The following is a 16,190-nucleotide window of genomic DNA, read 5'->3' on the forward strand; positions in this document are numbered from 1 at the left end:
CAATTTTGCTAATTTTAATTTCTGCCAAGCTCCATAAATAATTGATATCTTGTTTTAGCAACCGCAATAATGACGATTAAATTAAATCGAGATTTTTCAGCACGGCCTCTAATTTTTGGCTGACTTCTGCATCAGCTTCGCTTAGTGGCGGACGAGTAGAACCAACCTCCCAACCTTGAAGTTTTAATGCTTGTTTAATGGGAATCGGATTTGTTGTGATAAATAGAGCTTTAAACAATGGTAAGAGTCGAAGATGAATCTCACTGGCGACTGTCACTTTTCCAGCATTGTAAGCTTGAATCATCTGTTGTAGTTGGTTCCCTACCAGATGGGAAGCCACACTAACTACACCTTTCGCCCCGATCGCTAACAAGGGCAGGGTTAACGAGTCATCTCCAGCGTAAATCTCGAAGTCTTTTGATGTCAAGCGGCGGATTTCCCCCGCTTGGTCGAGATTGCCACTAGCTTCTTTAATACCCACAATATTGTCGATTTGGGCTAACCGCACAACTGTCTCTGGGCTGAGATTTTGACCAGTGCGCCCTGGAACGTTATACAACAATAGCGGTAGCTCTGGACAGGCTTGAGCGATCGCCACAAAATGCTGGTATAAACCTGCTTGCGGCGGTTTATTGTAGTAGGGTACAACCTGTAATGTACCATGTACTCCTATTTTAGCGGCTTTTTGTGTAGCTGCGATCGCTTCTTTTGTGGAATTAGAACCACACCCAGCTATGACCTTGGCTTTCCCGGCTACTGCCTGTAAAATTTCCACAAATAACTGGTATTCTTCATCCCAACTTAAGGTAGGTGATTCTCCAGTTGTACCACAAACCACTAATGTATCTGTCCCATTTTCTGCCAAATGGGCTGCTAGTTCTGCCGCTAAAGCATAGTTAACACTTCCGTCCGCTTTGAACGGTGTAATCATAGCGGTTAAAACTGTGCCGAAATCTCCCACCCTTTTGTTACTCCTTTATATTTTTTATCAGTTATCAGTTATCAGTTATCAGTTATCAGTTGACATTTATCAGTTGACAGATTATTTCCACTGTCTACTGTTCACTGTTCACTGTTCACTGTTCACTGACCAATGACTAACTTGCAACATACGCCTTTGCAGGTTGGAGTAAATTCTTTTCTACCAACAACTCGGCTATTTGTACCGCATTCAGTGCTGCACCTTTGCGAATTTGGTCGCCGCACAGCCAAAGTTCTAAACCGTAGGGATGAGAAATATCTTGACGGATTCTCCCAACTAAAACTTCATCACGACCGCTTGCTTCTATGGGCATGGGGAAATAATTTCTACCCCAATCTTCTAATAATTTTACTCCAGGTGCGTTGCTTAAAATCTCTCTAGCTTCATCTGGAGAGAATGGTTGGGCGAACTCTAGATTAATTGCTTCTGAGTGGGCGCGGAGTACGGGAACCCGTACACAAGTTGCGGTAATTCTAATTTCTTGTGTGCCGAAGATTTTGCGGGTTTCGTTGACCATTTTCAACTCTTCCTCACAATACCCGATATCTGTCAGGGGGGAGTTGTGGGGAAATAAGTTAAATGCTAAGGGGTAAGGTAATACTTCGGCTACTGGTTCTTCACCGTTTAAGATGGCGCTGCTTTGGATTTTGACTTCTTCCATTGCTTTCGCACCTGCACCACTGGCAGATTGATAGGTGGCTGCCACGATGCGCTGCACTGGTTTAACTTGATGTAATGGCCAGACTGCCAAGGTCATCAAAATGGTGGTGCAGTTGGGGTTGGCGATGATGCCTTTGTGGTTGGCTGCGGCTTGGGGGTTGACCTCTGGCACTATCAGGGGTACATCTGGGTTCATACGGAAGGCGCTGGAGTTATCGATGACCACTGCACCCTTTTCTACCGCTACCGATGCCCAAGCTTTAGATGTGGAACCACCCGCACTGGCTAAGACTATATCGACGTTTTCTAAGGCGCGATCGCTCACTGCCTCTACTGGGATATTTTCTCCTTTAAATGGGAGCGATCGCCCTACACTCCTTTCTGATGCCAATAATTTTAAATCTGCCACCGGAAAATTCCGACTTGCCAGTAATTCCAGCAACTCCGTGCCAACAGCACCAGTCGCCCCTAAAATAGCTACACGATACGTTTTAGACAAATTAAATTCCTCCTTCCTCAGAGGTTATGGTTGATTTTTGCTCTTTTGTAAAGATGTATGAAAATAACAATAGTTGAGTATTTGAAATTAAGTTTTTCTGATTTTTAGCAATATTTCTTAAATTATTTACCCTAACCTTTTAACTTTTTTTTACATAACTTAATCAATTCAAGAAGTTTACAATATTTTATGTTTGAGTTGGCGACCAAATCTAAAAAAATTATATTTATTATACAATAAATCGCTGTCACCCAGAAAAATCAGGAGAAGAGTATTATATTCTGATGACTGTTTACTGTCATTCCCCTACCACCTATCCTCTTGGAGAGAAAAATCTGAGGAGTAGGATTCATAACATGAGCTAGAAATTCATTCTGCCAGCAAATCACAATCACACATATGATGTGGGTAGCTGGGTAAGCAATGTACTATGATGCAATGTGAACCAAGACAGTATAATCAACCAACTGTGAATTTTCAAGCGGCAACTTGGGATTAACCCTAACAACAGATTCAACATTCTAATATAGGATACAGACTGTTGGTTTATTGGTTGTGAAAACCAGGATATCACGATAACCGCCCGACACAACTGATGCAGTAGCTTTAACTATGACTGTTTCGGTAAAGTTATAGGGCTAAAGCGTCAAGTCCTTTGCCATTAGCAGTAAAGTGGATGTTGAGCGCAGAGTAAAAAACACTCGCCCCTAGCCTCTGTTTCACAGTTGGCGGTGAATCTTGTTTCATCAGGACTGCTTAGTAAACACCTCCCATTCTCACCAAGAGACATTAACTCAAAAGAAGCGATGAAAAGTCATGAGTGCCGAGTTCTAACTGAAAAGCTGAGTGGAAATTTCACTCAAAACTCAGCACACAGCACTCATCACTAAATTTAGTCAATCGCATCTAGGATGTACTTGGAGTTACAAACCCAAAAATTTAGAGACGAAGCATGAAAGTTACCCAGGAAAAACTCCCCGCCAGCCAAATTGGGCTGGAAATAGAAATTACACCAGAAATTACGCAAAAAACTTACGAACAGGTAATTAAAAACTTATCCAGCACTGTTAATATTCCTGGGTTCCGTAAAGGTAAAGTACCGAGAAATGTCTTGTTACAGCGTTTAGGTACAACTCGCGTCAAAGCCGCAGCTTTGGAAGAGTTACTGCAAGATGGCATCGAGCAAGCGATCAAACAAGAATCCATCCCCGCCATTGGTCAACCACAGCTGCGTTCATCGTTTGATGATTTAATTAATAATTACGAACCTGGAAAACCCCTGACTTTTACGGCGGCTGTTGATGTAGAGCCAGAAGTCAACCTGACAAAATACACTGGGTTAGAAATCAAAGCCGAAGAAATTCAGTATAACCCCGCCCAGGTTGATGATGTATTAGACAAAGAACGCCAGCAATTGGCGACATTAATTCCTGTGGAAGGAAGATCCGCCCAGTTGGGGGACGTGGCGGTAGTCGATTTTAAAGGCGTGATAGCCAAAGCGGAAGGCGACGATGAAAACACCGAACCCGAACCCATTCCAGGGGGTGAAGGCACTGATTTTCAAGTAGAATTAGAAGAAGATAAATTTATTCCAGGTTTTGTAACTGGCATAGTCGGCATGAATCCTGGGGAAACCAGGGAAGTATCAGCACAATTCCCAGATCCCTACGCTAACCAAGAATTAGCCGGAAAACCCGCTATTTTCACGGTGACACTCAAAGAAATCAAAGAAAAAGAACTGCCAGAATTAAATGACGACTTTGCCCAAGATGTCAGTGATTTTGAGACATTAGAAGCCTTGCGTGCATCTTTGGCAGAGCGTTATCAAAAAGAAGCCGAAGACAAAACCAAGGCGAATAAACAAGAGGCGTTGTTAGCGGAAATTCTCAAGCATCTAGAAGTAGATTTGCCTGAAACCCTGATAGATAAAGAAGTAGACGCGATTATCTCGCAAACAGCAATGCGCCTAGCCCAACAGGGTATGGATGTGAGGAAAATATTTACCCAAGATATTATCCCCCAGTTTAGGGAGCGATCGCGCCCGGAAGCTGTAGAACGCATCAAGCGGTCTTTAGCATTGCAAGAAGTGGCTAAACGCGAGTCTATCGAAGTCACCGCCGCAGAAGTTCAAGCCAGAGTCACAGAACTCATACAACAATATCCTGATGAAGATATAGACCAAGATAGATTGCAAGCAGTAGTCGAAAACGAACTGCGATCGGAAAAAATCATCGATTGGCTCTTGGCAAATTCTACCGTGGAACTTGTACCCGAAGGCTCATTAACTCAGCAAGAAGAAGCAGAGACAACTGCACCTGAGACTGAGGCACAAACCCCAGAAGCTGCCGCAGAATCAACAACAGGGGAATAAATTAAGGTTATTGTTGTCGGTGTGTTATGCCGTAGGCTAACGCACCACAGATTTTCGGGACGTTAGAATCAAGCCATCACACCCTATCAACCCGCAACTAACAGTGCTGACACCCCCTAACACAAACAGGGAATTTTAGGTTATAAATGCTGAGTCATGAGTATTAAAAATTTTTACTCATCAATCAACGCCAGACGTAGGCAAACTAGCCAATGGCAAAGTTTACACTCGCCCTTGTCTAGTGAGGGGTCACACGAGAACAATGTAGATGAGGCATAATGGTTAACACATAGGTAAATCAATATCTCATTTATGAACCTATAGGCAGCTTTTGTTGCCAAAATCTCTGTACCAACTATATTTAACCGTTCTCCTATGCTTGTATCGCAGTCGGCAAATTACCCCATCAACAGTTTAAGTCGATTTGGTATGTCCTCTCACCTCAACGGCATAAGTAACATTGTGCCAATGGTTGTAGAACAATCAGGTATGGGGGAAAGAGCCTTCGACATCTACTCCCGTCTACTGCGAGAGCGGATTATTTTCTTGGGAACGCCCATCGACGATGCTGTAGCTAACACTATTGTCGCCCAGTTATTATTCTTGGATGCCGAAGATTCGGAAAAAGACATCCAACTTTACATCAACTCCCCCGGCGGCTCTGTCTACGCAGGCATGGCAATCTATGATACAATTCAACAAATTCGTCCCGATGTTGTTACCATATGTTTTGGATTAGCAGCAAGCATGGGGGCATTTTTGTTAACCGCAGGAACTAAAGGTAAACGTATGTCACTACCTGATTCCCGCATCATGATTCACCAACCCCTGGGGGGCGCTCAAGGTCAAGCTATTGATATTGAAATCCAAGCGAGGGAAATTCTTTACATCAAGGGTCAATTGAACCAGCTATTGGCTGATCATACTGGTCAACCCCTAGAAAGAATTGAAGCAGATACCGATCGCGACTTCTTCATGTCAGCAGAAGAAGCCAAAAATTACGGTTTGATCGATCAAGTCATCTCCAGACAAAATCTTCCCACAGCTGGGGAAAACGTCACCATCGTGAAATAAGAGGCTGGTATGTCTAAGTACGACTCCCATTTAAAATGTTCTTTCTGTGGCAAGTCTCAAGAGCAGGTGCGAAAATTGATCGCAGGGCCGGGAGTTTACATCTGCGATGAATGCGTAGACTTGTGTAATGAAATACTAGATGAGGAGTTGCTAGATACAAGTGGTGCGGCGACACAACCAGCACCAAAATCAGAACCACCTCAAAAACGCCGCACCCGTTCCGCTAATCTCTCCCTCAGCCAAATACCCAAGCCGAGAGAGATTAAAAAATACCTAGACGAACACGTTATAGGTCAAGATGAAGCGAAGAAAGTTTTATCTGTAGCAGTTTACAATCACTACAAACGCCTAGCAATCTTGCAGTCTAAGGGTAGTGGCAAAAATGGCGCTGATGATGCCGTAGAACTGCAAAAATCCAATATTCTCCTCATCGGCCCTACAGGTTGCGGCAAAACTCTCCTGGCGCAAACCCTAGCCAAAATCCTTGATGTCCCCTTCGCTGTGGCTGATGCCACAACCCTCACAGAAGCAGGTTATGTAGGGGAAGACGTAGAAAACATTTTACTACGATTATTACAAGTAGCAGATTTGGATGTAGAAGAAGCCCAACGGGGCATTATCTACATCGATGAAATCGATAAAATTGCCCGTAAGAGTGAAAATCCCTCAATTACCAGGGATGTTTCCGGCGAAGGTGTACAACAAGCTTTGTTAAAAATGCTGGAAGGCACAATTGCCAACGTTCCCCCCCAAGGCGGAAGGAAACACCCTTACCAAGACTGCATCCAAATCGATACCAGCAATATATTATTCATCTGTGGGGGAGCCTTCGTCGGGTTGGAGAAGGTAGTAGAGCAGAGAGGGGGCAAAAAGTCAATAGGTTTTGTGCAACCAGGCGAAGGGCAATCTAAAGAAAAACGGGCAGCAGATGTGCTACGTCATCTAGAACCAGATGATTTGGTGAAATTTGGCATGATTCCCGAATTTATCGGTCGTGTGCCAATGGTAGCCGTGGTAGATCCTCTGGATGAAGAAGCCTTGATGGCGATTCTAACTCAACCACGCAGCGCCCTAGTGAAGCAGTACCAAAAACTGCTGAAGATGGATAACGTCCAATTAGACTTTAAACCAGATGCGTTGCGAGCGATCGCCCAAGAAGCCTATCGTCGCAAAACTGGCGCAAGGGCATTACGTGGTATCGTGGAAGAACTCATGCTAGATGTGATGTACGAGTTACCCTCCCGTAAAGACGTAACGCGCTGCACAGTCACTAGGGAAATGGTAGAGAAGCGTTCCACAGCAGAATTGCTAGTACATCCTTCTTCACTGCCTAAACCAGAATCGGCATAATAGTTATTAGTCAGTAGGGGCGGGTTGATGGAGAAATTCATGGCGAAAACAAATATGTCAGTTAAACCCGCCCGTACAACAGTCCATAGTCCGTAGTTAATCAACTGTTAACTATGGACTATGGACTGTTGACTGTTGACTATGGACTCTTGACAAATGGCTTATATTACTGTTCGTGGCGTTGAGCATTATTATGAGTGGATCAAACAACCATCTGGGATAGCAAAACCTGTGATGGTGTTTATTCATGGTTGGGCTGGTTCGGCTAGGTATTGGCGGAGTACAGCTCATGCTTTATCAGAGCAATTTGATTGTCTACTCTACGATTTACGGGGGTTTGGACGTTCCCAGGGGAAACCCACTGTTGTTGGTGCTAGTGAGTCTGTAGCTGAGGCCCAGACAAATCAACAAAAGTCTCAAGCCATCCAAGAATTAACTTATGAATTAACAGAATACGCCGAAGATTTAGCCGTTCTACTTGATGAGTTGCAGCTTGGGCGCGTTTATATCAATGCTCACTCAATGGGTGCTTCCGTCGCCACAATATTTTTCAACTGTTATCCCCAAAGAGTGGAACGGGGAATTTTAACTTGTAGCGGAATTTTTGAATACGATGAGAAAGCTTTTGCGGCTTTTCATAAATTTGGCGGTTATGTAGTCAAATTCCGCCCCAAATGGTTAGGAAAAATCCCCTTTGTTGACCAGATGTTTATGGCGAGATTCCTACATCGTCCCATACCCAAAAGCGAGCGTCAAGCCTTTTTAGAAGACTTTCTCTCTGCCGATTATGATACAGCTTTAGGAACCATTTTTACTTCGGTCAGTAAAGCCCAATCTGAATTAATGCCCCAAGAATTTGCTAAATTACAAGTTCCTACTCTACTGGTGGCTGGAGAATACGACCAAATTATTCCCGCCCAAATGGGAAGACAAGCCGCAGCCTTAAATAATCAGGTGAAATTTGTCGTAATTCCTGATACAGGACATTTCCCAATGCTGGAAGATGCAGCTACTTATCTGCAACAAGTGCGGGAGTTTTTGCAAGTAGCTACACCCGAATTACAAGCTAATTAAATTGTGCAAAACATTACTGAAGTTGAACATTACACCTAAATTCACCTACTTTTAATAATTTGCTTTTACACTAAAGATGTAATTTCAACCATCAGGCTATCCTCATGCACTCTCAGCAAGCCTACACCACAGTGAATCGTCCAGGTGATAATGGTACATTTGTTGCACCCATGTCAACAATATCGGCTTATCATCCCTGGGGTAAAACACCTGATCAAGCTCGTGGTGAACTTATTGACGTTGTTGAAATAATTCATCAACAATACGAGGGAAATGAACGTTCTCTGCCGGAAAATGTTTACATAAGCGCCGAAGAAGAGCGTTATCAGCTAAGGTAATTATTTTTCTGTATACAGGGTTTTTTTACATAATTAGTCCACAGTCAATAGTCAATAGTCCAGAGTCTATATTCGTTAATTTTTGTTAATTTACTCATGACTATGGACTGTTGTACGGGCGGGTTTAACTGACATATTTGTTTTCGCCATGAATTTCTCCATAAACCCGCCCCTACTGACTAATAATTAACCAAACCAATGGGATGGTTCACTGCCTAATTGTACTGATTCACAAAGGTGACGACTAATCCAGTCTGATTTTTCTTGAAAAATAGAATAAATGCCTTCGTGAATCAAACGTTGTAGGTGTTGTTGCTGTTCTAAAGGACTACGAGGTAACTTGTTGTTCAACCAGCTTTCTTTGTCACAGCTTGCTATTAGTAATTGCTCGTCCGATATGACGCTATACAAGCAGGGAATACGGTTGAGGACAAAAGCAATTAACTCTTGGCGCAAATCAGGAATTGCAAATGCTTGTTGATAAGGATGATAAGCATAAGTATCTAAAACATTTTCAATTTCTCCCAGAACTGATTGCTGCGTTAAATTTACTACTGTTTTCATCATTTTTTAACTCCTTTTTTATCTGTTTAGTGATTAAATCTGTGCAGAGAAACACCCTGCTAAATGGCAATCTCTTCTAGGCAACAATTTAGAAGTTATTTCTATTTTGATATTCCAGTCATAAACAAACTTTTTATTCTTGTATATTTCCAGCTACTTGTCCATATACATTTTTGTAGTTAAGACTGATTGACAGTATAGCTCTTACAAAAGAAGACTTAACAGAGCAGTAAAGTCTAATGTTTTCTATTTATATTTTAATTTTTACAAATTGACGAGCTTTTAACGAAAATCTACACAAAACGCAGCAAAACTATGAGGGATCAGCAAAAAATGGTCTTGATGACCATTAAAAAGAGTAAATTATCGATAAAAGTAAGACTTACTTGTTTTGTTTACATTACTTATTAAACATATAGGAATCCTATTTCAATTTTGAAAAAATCTCAGTACCTGTAGTATTGCCCACCATATCACGGTTTTGGTGGGCAGTGTATCGGCCTACCTATGTTTCAAACATCAAGTAGTCATCTTATATATTTAACCCATCTATACAGTTTAGTGTGAGCGTTATTTTTTTTTTAAATCATCTTTATAGATGAATCTAATAAGTATAGCAGGGGACAGGTGATAGGTGACAGGTGACAGGTAAAGAAGCTTTTCTCTGTAAGGATTTTATGATTCGTTAATGTCCTAACCTATGTCTCGCTTGCTATAAAAAAATAATGTTTTTTACATGGACTAAACTGTCTAATGATAGATGCAGATGCAAAAAATTTTATGTGCATGAGTTACACGCAGTATTTAGAGAAACTCTTCTCCCAATATGGGAGAAGAAAGGGGTAAAAATTAGGCAAAAACTTTAAGAAAGTTTTCCCCAGGTAGAACTAGCTGCTTTAAATAATTGTTAATCTCTACAGATGCGGCCAGTCCAGAAAGCATTGCCCCTTCTACAAGATTGCCACCACACCAATCACCACAGCAAACTAAAGGTAGTTCAGCTTTTGCGGATAGAACTTTATCTTGCCAAGGGTTACTGGGGAAAGCATAGCGCCAGCGATGTACTTGTAACCATTCTGGTATTTCTAGCCAAGGTATTTCTAAAGTCTGGGCTGCATACTTTAACATCTCATGTCCTATGGGTTGTAAATCTGAAGCTTCTAAATGAAGTTGGGCAAAATTGGCGCTGCTTTGCAAGACAAATACTGGTTGTTGGGGTTGAGGACGCTTGCTACTATCTAAACCAATCCATCCCAAAATAGCATCATCAACAAAGCTAGAGGCTCTCCAGTTTGGTAGGGGGTGAAATGAAGGAGGATATCCAGCGATCGCACTCATACAGGGATAATATTCTACAGAACTCAAATCTGTTAAAAATTGTTTACCCAACACAGCTTCACCCAACGGAGTCAATAACATCGCCGCTTGAGGTGCAGGAATAGCTATCACTAAAGCTTGAGCAGTTAATTCTTCATTGCTGGATTCTAAAGTTAAACGCCAATTTTTTGCCGATGTTAAGTTAACTTCTGTAACGCGCTGATTGAGGAGAATATTTAAATTTTGGGCGATAAATTTAGCGATCGCACTCATACCCGCAGGCGCAACATAACGCGGCGTGGCGTTCGGCTGGAGTTCTGACCAGTTTTCTAAGATATGGCGATCGCATAATAACTCTACAAAACTAGTGAATAACTCACCCTTGGGCTTTAAATAACAAGCTCCATGATCTGCCCAAGTTCCATGTAAGCGCCGCGTAGCCATTCGTCCCCCTAAACCACGGGACTTTTCCACAACTAACACCGAATATCCAGCTTGACTTAACTGCTGGGCGCAAACTAAGCCAGCGATACCTGCACCGATAATTACAACGTCATTCATAGGATTGGGTAATGGGTAATGGGTAATGGGTAATGGGGAAGGGGGAAGGGGGAGGGGGGAAAGGGGAAAGGGTAAAGACTTTCTCCGGTGCGCCTCTGCTCATCTCCCTCATCTTCCTCATCTCCCTCATCTCCCCCTACTCCCCAATCCCCAGTCCCCAATCCCCATATATTCTGATAGCTAATAGTAGAATAGGGTACAGAAAAGCTGCATGGAAGGGAGGAAGGGACATTGGATGAACTGAGGGCGGCGCTAGAGTTAGCAACTGACGAAGAATTGCAGGATTTAACAGCAATTCTGTTTAGTCGTAAGTTTAATCCCCTTGATTATGTTCAGACACCTGAACCAATCGAAATTCAAAGCCAAAACAGACAAGCTTGGCTAGATTCGCTAGAAAATCGCTTTCGGTTTTTAGCCGCCGATGGAGTGACGGTATTACGAGGAAAAACAAACCAAGTAACTTACCGTCAAGCATTAATTCAAGTCTGTAAATATTTAAAAATTCCTTACTCTCAAGATTTAACAACAATTGATTTAGAAGCAGAAGTATTTTTACATCTGCTAGGACAAGTGTGGAAAAGATTACCAGAAAAAGAAAAACAAAAATTGGCTACGCAAGTACAGCGTCAACTTGTGAAATCGGAGGTACAAGAACCTTTACCTCTGTTGTTGCAACCTGATCCTTTGGGCTTGCTGTTAAAAGGTGGTAGCGCCTTAGCTGTTACATCCGTTGTTAAGCCATTGGTTTTACAACAAATTGCCCGTCAATTTGCTATTCACTTTGCTACTTATCAAGTAGCTAAAGATGCCTTAATTCAAGGTTCACAAGCAGCAACAACACAGTTTCAAAGCTATGTCACGTTACAAATGGCGCGTCAGGGTATGACTGTGAGTGCAGCCCGTTATGGAGCAGTTCGCAGCCTCTTCGCCTTTGTTGGCCCGGTTATGTGGGCTTGGTTTTTCGCCGATTTAGGCTGGAGAACCATCGCTACAAACTACGGTCGCATCATCCCGACTATTTTTGCTCTAGCACAAATTCGGCTTACCCGTGCTGAATGTTGGGAATTGGCTTGAAGACAGGGACTGGCTATTAGGGACTGGGGACTGGGGGAAGATAGGAGAAAGGGAAAAGGGTAAGGAATAAAGGATTCAAATTCTTTCCTTTCCCCTTTCCCCTTTCACCTTTCCCCCTCATCCCCCTCATCTCCCCTACCTTGATTTCGTGACTATTAACCTGGGGTTTTAGCTTGAAGTTAGCTTTTTATCATCCCAAACCTGAATGCCAATTTTCTTGGAATTGCTTTCAACTGGGACTATTATTATTTCCGCTCACTCCTTTTGTGGGATTTGTGAGCATCATGTTAGGGGCGTTAGTAACTTGGATACGCCAATACCGCAGTATTATCCGCCGTCCCATTAATTGGGGATTTGCGTTACTGAGTTTTTTGCTGTTTATTTCCGCCTGCTTTGCTAATGACAAAGCCGCAGCTTTTGTTGGGTTATTTAATTTACTGCCATTTTTCTTATTATTTACAGGTTTGGGTTTCCTGATTCAAACAACTGCACAATTACGCCATATAGCTTGGATTTTAGTCATTGGTTCTGTACCAATGGTAATTATGGGCTTTGGGCAGTTGTTTTTTGGCTGGAACTTGCAAATACAAGTTTTGTGGATTTTATTAGACTGGTCGATCGCACTCGGTGGTAGTCCCCCTGGACGCATGGCTGCTCTGTTCATGCACGCTAATATCTTTGCAGCTTATTTAGCGATCGCCTTTACCCTCAGCATCGCACTACTGCTAGAACAATGGCAAGCGAGGAGCAGAGGAGCAGGGGAGCAGAGGAGCAGAGGAGCAGGGGAGCAACCCACCCCTAGCCCCTCCCAGGAGGGGAACGGAGCAGAGGAGATAGTCTTTTCCCCTTTCCCCCTTCCCCCTTCCCCCTTTCCCCTTCCCCCAGTACCCATCATCTTCCTCACATTCTCAGCTATTGCCGACTTTACCGCCTTGATTTTAACTAACTCGCGTAATGGGTGGGCGATCGCTATTATTGCTTGTTTAGCTTTTGCATTTTATCAAGGTTGGCGTTTACTAGTCGGTGGTGTTGCTGCCTTAACCACCAGTGTCTTATTAGCGGCTTTTGCACCCTCCCCAATTGCCCAAGCTTTCCGCCAGATTATTCCCGCTTTCTTTTGGGCGAGATTAAACGATGAAATGTATCCAGATAGACCAGTTGCCTTAATGCGGAAAACTCAGTGGCAATTTGCTTGGTCTTTGACTCAACAACGTCCCTGGACAGGCTGGGGATTGCGTAATTTTACTGACCTTTATAAAGCCCAAATGAATATTGATTTGGGACATCCCCATAATTTGTTTTTAATGCTATCTGCGGAAACTGGATTGCCTAGCACTTTACTATTTTTTGGCATACTGAGTTGGATATTATTTGCTGGTTTTCAACTGATATGGAAATCAGACTATATACCTAATAAAGATAGATTAATATTTTTCAGTTATCTTGTAGTTTTTGGAGAGTGGTTATTATTTAACACAGTAGATGTCACCCTTTTTGATTTCAGAGTAAATACCTTATCTTGGATGATCATGGCGGCTATTGGGGGAAATGTATATTATTATAACCAACCAAAAAAAATGTAAATTTTTCAGGTTAGTATGTTGTTTTTATAAACCATAAACAAAGCCATTAATATAGCAATCGTCACATAGGTTAGGAAATTGATGAATCATAAAATCTTTACAGAAAAAAGCTTCCTCACCTGTCCCCTTTCCCCTGCTAAACATAGTTTTTTATTAATGAAAATTAACCAAAAAACTACCATGAATATATTTAACTAAACCTTCATTTTTAGCAGCCGCAACATAGGTTAGGACTTTAAGGAATCATAAAATAGTGATAGCAGGCAGCTTATGCACCTGTTTCCTATCCCCTGCTATGTATCTAAAATAAATTTTCAGTGGTTACACTGCGGCATCCAGAGTTAGTCGTGACTAATATGAATATATTCAAGTTTGTGACTGTGAGTGTGGCTAACAGTAATTAGCCACTGTTGCTGATTGTTGGGAAGGTGTAGGGATAACCCTAAATGGGTTTTCCTGCATAACAGGCATCTTTTTTAGATGCCTTTTTTTAATATTATTTTCTGTTATGTTAAAAGAGAAAAAATTCTCTAATATATAGTAGGGAACAGGGGACGACCTCACAATATATTTGTTATCAAGATTATCAAGCTATGATATCACTAAGCTGTTTAGCCTCTTACCTGTCACCTGTCACCTGTTACCTATCCCCTACTGACTCGTTGTTCCGTTACTAAAGTTAGGCTGACCCATTCGCCTTTATCGTTGTAGCTACGAACCATGCGTTGGCGTAAGTTTGGTTTAATTAGCCAACCCACTTCTAAAATAAAGCTTTGACGTACCTGCACTTTGAGGGGAGAAGTAGCAGAAGCACCGTTAGGTAATAATAGTACTTGTACTTGTTTTTGCGGGTCTTGGTCGAAGAGAATAATTGAGCCATTAATAGTAGCGGTTGTGGCTATGGTGTGTCCGGCAAAATTCAAACTTTGAATTAAGCGACCACTATCATCAAGTTGTAATTTGAGGTTTGTAGAAATAGTATCAGGCGATCGCCAATCAGGATAGATGGTTGTCGCTTCCCCTTGCCATTCTCCTAATAAATCGTCCACTTGTAGAGGTGGATTTTCTTGTGCTTGTGTACCTGCTAAATGTTCACGAATTAAAGTAAGTTGGTTCAGATGACCGTTTTTATCAAATAACTGCACCAAACGCAAGCGGCGATTTTCAGCAATTAAACCCAGTTCTGCACCAAATTCCGAAAATGGCCCCAACTGAATGGAACCTTGAGAAAAAGCGCCATTTTCAAAAAATAAAACACTTTTCGCCAAAGAGCTATATTCTAAAACCTTTTCCGTACCTTCTTGGCGAATAATCTGGCGGACTGTCTGATTGTTATTTAACCCTTCTAGAGAAACAACGGTGGGAATGTCATTTAAAAGTTGACCTTGGGGTGAAAATTGGGTGAATGAACCTTGCCATTCACCGAGATTTTGTAATAACCGTTCCCATTGAGATGACATAGTGATTAATGAGTGCTAATTGCTGAGTAGCATATCAGTTTTCCTGACTTTTCACGTCATGTGGAAAAGTTAACGCTCCTACCTAACCCCCCAGCCCCCTTCCCTTCAAGGGAAGGGGGAGCAATTAAAGCCTCTCTCCTTCTAGGGGAGAGGTTTGGAGAGGGGTCTTTTAGATCCCGTGAAAAGTCAGATCAGTTTTCATGGTTTGTAGTCAGGACTTTAGTCATGATTGAAAATAAGGACTAAAGTCATGACTACTAACTTCTGGCAAAACGCCGGACTGCGAATAAACTACCCATTAAGCCTACTGTCGCGCCAAAGCCTAGAAGAATTAGAGGTAATAGTAAAACTTGGGCGGTGGTGAGTTGTAAACCATTGGTAATAAATTGGATAAACTCTGGTTGATTGGCGAGTAGCTTACCGATAAACTGTTGGATGAGAGAAATGAAACTCCAGGCGATCGCACCGCCAAGTAAACCAAAAGTTATTCCCTGCAATATAAACGGGAGATATATCCAAACTGAAGTTGCTCCCACTAACTGCATAATTTCAATTTCCCGACGACGCGCCAGCACAATTAAGCGAATCGTGGTTGTGGTCACGGCGATCGCAGTTAAAGTTAAAATAATCGTAATTGTCAAAGTCACCCAATTTAGACCCCGATGCAATTGGGCAATGCGTTTAACCGCTTCATCGACATACTGCACCGTATCAACTCCCTGTAACTTAGCTAATTGAGTCGCTAAAACTGGCACAGCCTGAGAGTTACGCGCTTTAACTTTAATTTCATCAACCAAAGGATTTTCCCCAAGCTGTTGGGTAGCCCCCTCAATATCGGAAATGCCTAATTCTTTAACTAACTTAGTCCAAGCTTGTTCTTTAGTAATAACCTCCATTCCTACCACCTCTGGCATTTGTGCCACAAATGGTTCAATAGTTGGCGCTGATCTGCCAGAATCAAGATAAACGGAAACTTCTAATTGACTACCATACTGATTCAGGAGTTTTTCTACTTGCCAAGAGGTTTGCAAACTCAAGCCAAATAAAAATAGTAGCACTGTAACAGTACTGACAGCCGCCCAATTCATCCAACCGCCACGCAACAAACCCAAGAAGGTTTCTTTCAGTAAATAGTCAAGCTTCGTGAGAAATTTCAACACAACCCACCCTAATAATTCTGTGATATCAATCGAGAAGTGTGGGGAGTACTTGTGCCAGTCAACAGTTATGAGTTAACAGTGAACTCACCTGATAACTGATAACTGATAACTGATAACTGATAA

13 protein-coding genes are annotated in these 16,190 nt (G+C 42.2%); 7 read left to right on the plus strand and 6 right to left on the minus strand.

What is annotated here, in order from left to right; all coding sequences use genetic code 11:
• Positions 1 to 76 precede the first annotated feature (76 nt).
• Both dapA and H6G83_RS09535 read right to left on the minus strand, forming a co-directional pair.
• Complete coding sequence (gene dapA, locus H6G83_RS09530; protein WP_190470476.1) at positions 77 to 961, minus strand: 4-hydroxy-tetrahydrodipicolinate synthase; 885 nt, start codon at positions 959 to 961, stop codon at positions 77 to 79.
• 136 nt (positions 962 to 1,097) lie between these two features.
• The gene (locus tag H6G83_RS09535) at positions 1,098 to 2,141 is read right to left on the minus strand and encodes an aspartate-semialdehyde dehydrogenase (protein ID WP_190470478.1); all 1,044 of its coding nucleotides are present in this window, start codon (positions 2,139 to 2,141) and stop codon (positions 1,098 to 1,100) included.
• Positions 2,142 to 3,093: 952 nt separating this feature from the next.
• Here H6G83_RS09535 and tig point away from each other — a divergent pair.
• The 5 genes from tig (at position 3,094) to H6G83_RS09560 (ending at position 8,348) form a co-directional block, all read left to right on the plus strand.
• On the plus strand, positions 3,094 to 4,512 hold the full coding sequence (gene tig / locus H6G83_RS09540) for a trigger factor (protein ID WP_190470480.1): 1,419 nt from the start codon (positions 3,094 to 3,096) through the stop codon (positions 4,510 to 4,512).
• Positions 4,513 to 4,887: 375 nt separating this feature from the next.
• A complete protein-coding gene (gene clpP, locus H6G83_RS09545; protein WP_190470481.1) occupies positions 4,888 to 5,586 on the plus strand; it encodes an ATP-dependent Clp endopeptidase proteolytic subunit ClpP in 699 nt (232 codons plus the stop codon).
• Between the two features lie 9 nt (positions 5,587 to 5,595).
• Positions 5,596 to 6,936 (plus strand): ATP-dependent protease ATP-binding subunit ClpX, encoded by a 1,341-nt coding sequence (gene clpX / locus H6G83_RS09550; protein ID WP_190470483.1) that lies wholly within the window; start codon positions 5,596 to 5,598, stop codon positions 6,934 to 6,936.
• Between the two features lie 156 nt (positions 6,937 to 7,092).
• Complete coding sequence (locus tag H6G83_RS09555) at positions 7,093 to 8,010, plus strand: alpha/beta fold hydrolase (RefSeq protein WP_190470486.1); 918 nt, start codon at positions 7,093 to 7,095, stop codon at positions 8,008 to 8,010.
• Between the two features lie 104 nt (positions 8,011 to 8,114).
• Complete coding sequence (locus tag H6G83_RS09560; RefSeq protein ID WP_190470488.1) at positions 8,115 to 8,348, plus strand: hypothetical protein; 234 nt, start codon at positions 8,115 to 8,117, stop codon at positions 8,346 to 8,348.
• Between the two features lie 186 nt (positions 8,349 to 8,534).
• Here H6G83_RS09560 and H6G83_RS09565 read toward each other — a convergent pair whose 3' ends face one another.
• Positions 8,535 to 8,912: a hypothetical protein gene (locus H6G83_RS09565; RefSeq protein WP_190470566.1), complete on the minus strand. Its 378-nt coding sequence runs from the start codon at positions 8,910 to 8,912 to the stop codon at positions 8,535 to 8,537.
• Between the two features lie 849 nt (positions 8,913 to 9,761).
• Positions 9,762 to 10,790, minus strand: coding sequence for an NAD(P)/FAD-dependent oxidoreductase (locus H6G83_RS09570; RefSeq protein ID WP_190470489.1), 1,029 nt, complete (start codon positions 10,788 to 10,790; stop codon positions 9,762 to 9,764).
• A gap of 231 nt (positions 10,791 to 11,021) precedes the next feature.
• Here H6G83_RS09570 and H6G83_RS09575 point away from each other — a divergent pair, with 231 nt between their 5' ends.
• On the plus strand, positions 11,022 to 11,864 hold the full coding sequence (locus H6G83_RS09575; RefSeq protein ID WP_190470492.1) for a YaaW family protein: 843 nt from the start codon (positions 11,022 to 11,024) through the stop codon (positions 11,862 to 11,864).
• Between the two features lie 173 nt (positions 11,865 to 12,037).
• Positions 12,038 to 13,447, plus strand: a complete 1,410-nt coding sequence (locus tag H6G83_RS09580; protein ID WP_190470495.1) for an O-antigen ligase family protein — start codon at positions 12,038 to 12,040, stop codon at positions 13,445 to 13,447.
• A 644-nt stretch (positions 13,448 to 14,091) separates the two neighbouring features.
• Here H6G83_RS09580 and H6G83_RS09585 read toward each other — a convergent pair.
• The gene (locus tag H6G83_RS09585) at positions 14,092 to 14,907 is read right to left on the minus strand and encodes a DUF3598 family protein (RefSeq protein WP_190470498.1); all 816 of its coding nucleotides are present in this window, start codon (positions 14,905 to 14,907) and stop codon (positions 14,092 to 14,094) included.
• Between the two features lie 257 nt (positions 14,908 to 15,164).
• Positions 15,165 to 16,067 carry a cell division protein FtsX gene (locus H6G83_RS09590; RefSeq protein WP_190470501.1) on the minus strand — a complete coding sequence of 301 codons (903 nt, stop codon included), beginning with the start codon at positions 16,065 to 16,067 and terminating at the stop codon, positions 15,165 to 15,167.
• Between the last annotated feature and the right edge of the window lie 123 nt (positions 16,068 to 16,190).

The sequence above is a fragment of the Anabaena azotica FACHB-119 genome, from assembly GCF_014697625.1.
GTDB classification, from domain to species: Bacteria; Cyanobacteriota; Cyanobacteriia; order Cyanobacteriales; family Nostocaceae; genus Trichormus; species Trichormus azoticus_A.

Excerpts from the sequence above, each read along its gene's own strand:
- clpP (WP_190470481.1), top strand. The coding sequence starts at position 4,888 with ATGCTTGTATCGCAGTCGGCAAATTACCCCATCAACAGTTTAAGTCGA.
- H6G83_RS09565 (WP_190470566.1), bottom strand. The coding sequence starts at position 8,912 with ATGAAAACAGTAGTAAATTTAACGCAGCAATCAGTTCTGGGAGAAATT.
- H6G83_RS09585 (WP_190470498.1), bottom strand. The coding sequence starts at position 14,907 with ATGTCATCTCAATGGGAACGGTTATTACAAAATCTCGGTGAATGGCAA.
- clpX (WP_190470483.1), top strand. The coding sequence starts at position 5,596 with ATGTCTAAGTACGACTCCCATTTAAAATGTTCTTTCTGTGGCAAGTCT.
- tig (WP_190470480.1), top strand. The coding sequence starts at position 3,094 with ATGAAAGTTACCCAGGAAAAACTCCCCGCCAGCCAAATTGGGCTGGAA.
- H6G83_RS09555 (WP_190470486.1), top strand. The coding sequence starts at position 7,093 with ATGGCTTATATTACTGTTCGTGGCGTTGAGCATTATTATGAGTGGATC.
- H6G83_RS09560 (WP_190470488.1), top strand. The coding sequence starts at position 8,115 with ATGCACTCTCAGCAAGCCTACACCACAGTGAATCGTCCAGGTGATAAT.
- H6G83_RS09570 (WP_190470489.1), bottom strand. The coding sequence starts at position 10,790 with ATGAATGACGTTGTAATTATCGGTGCAGGTATCGCTGGCTTAGTTTGC.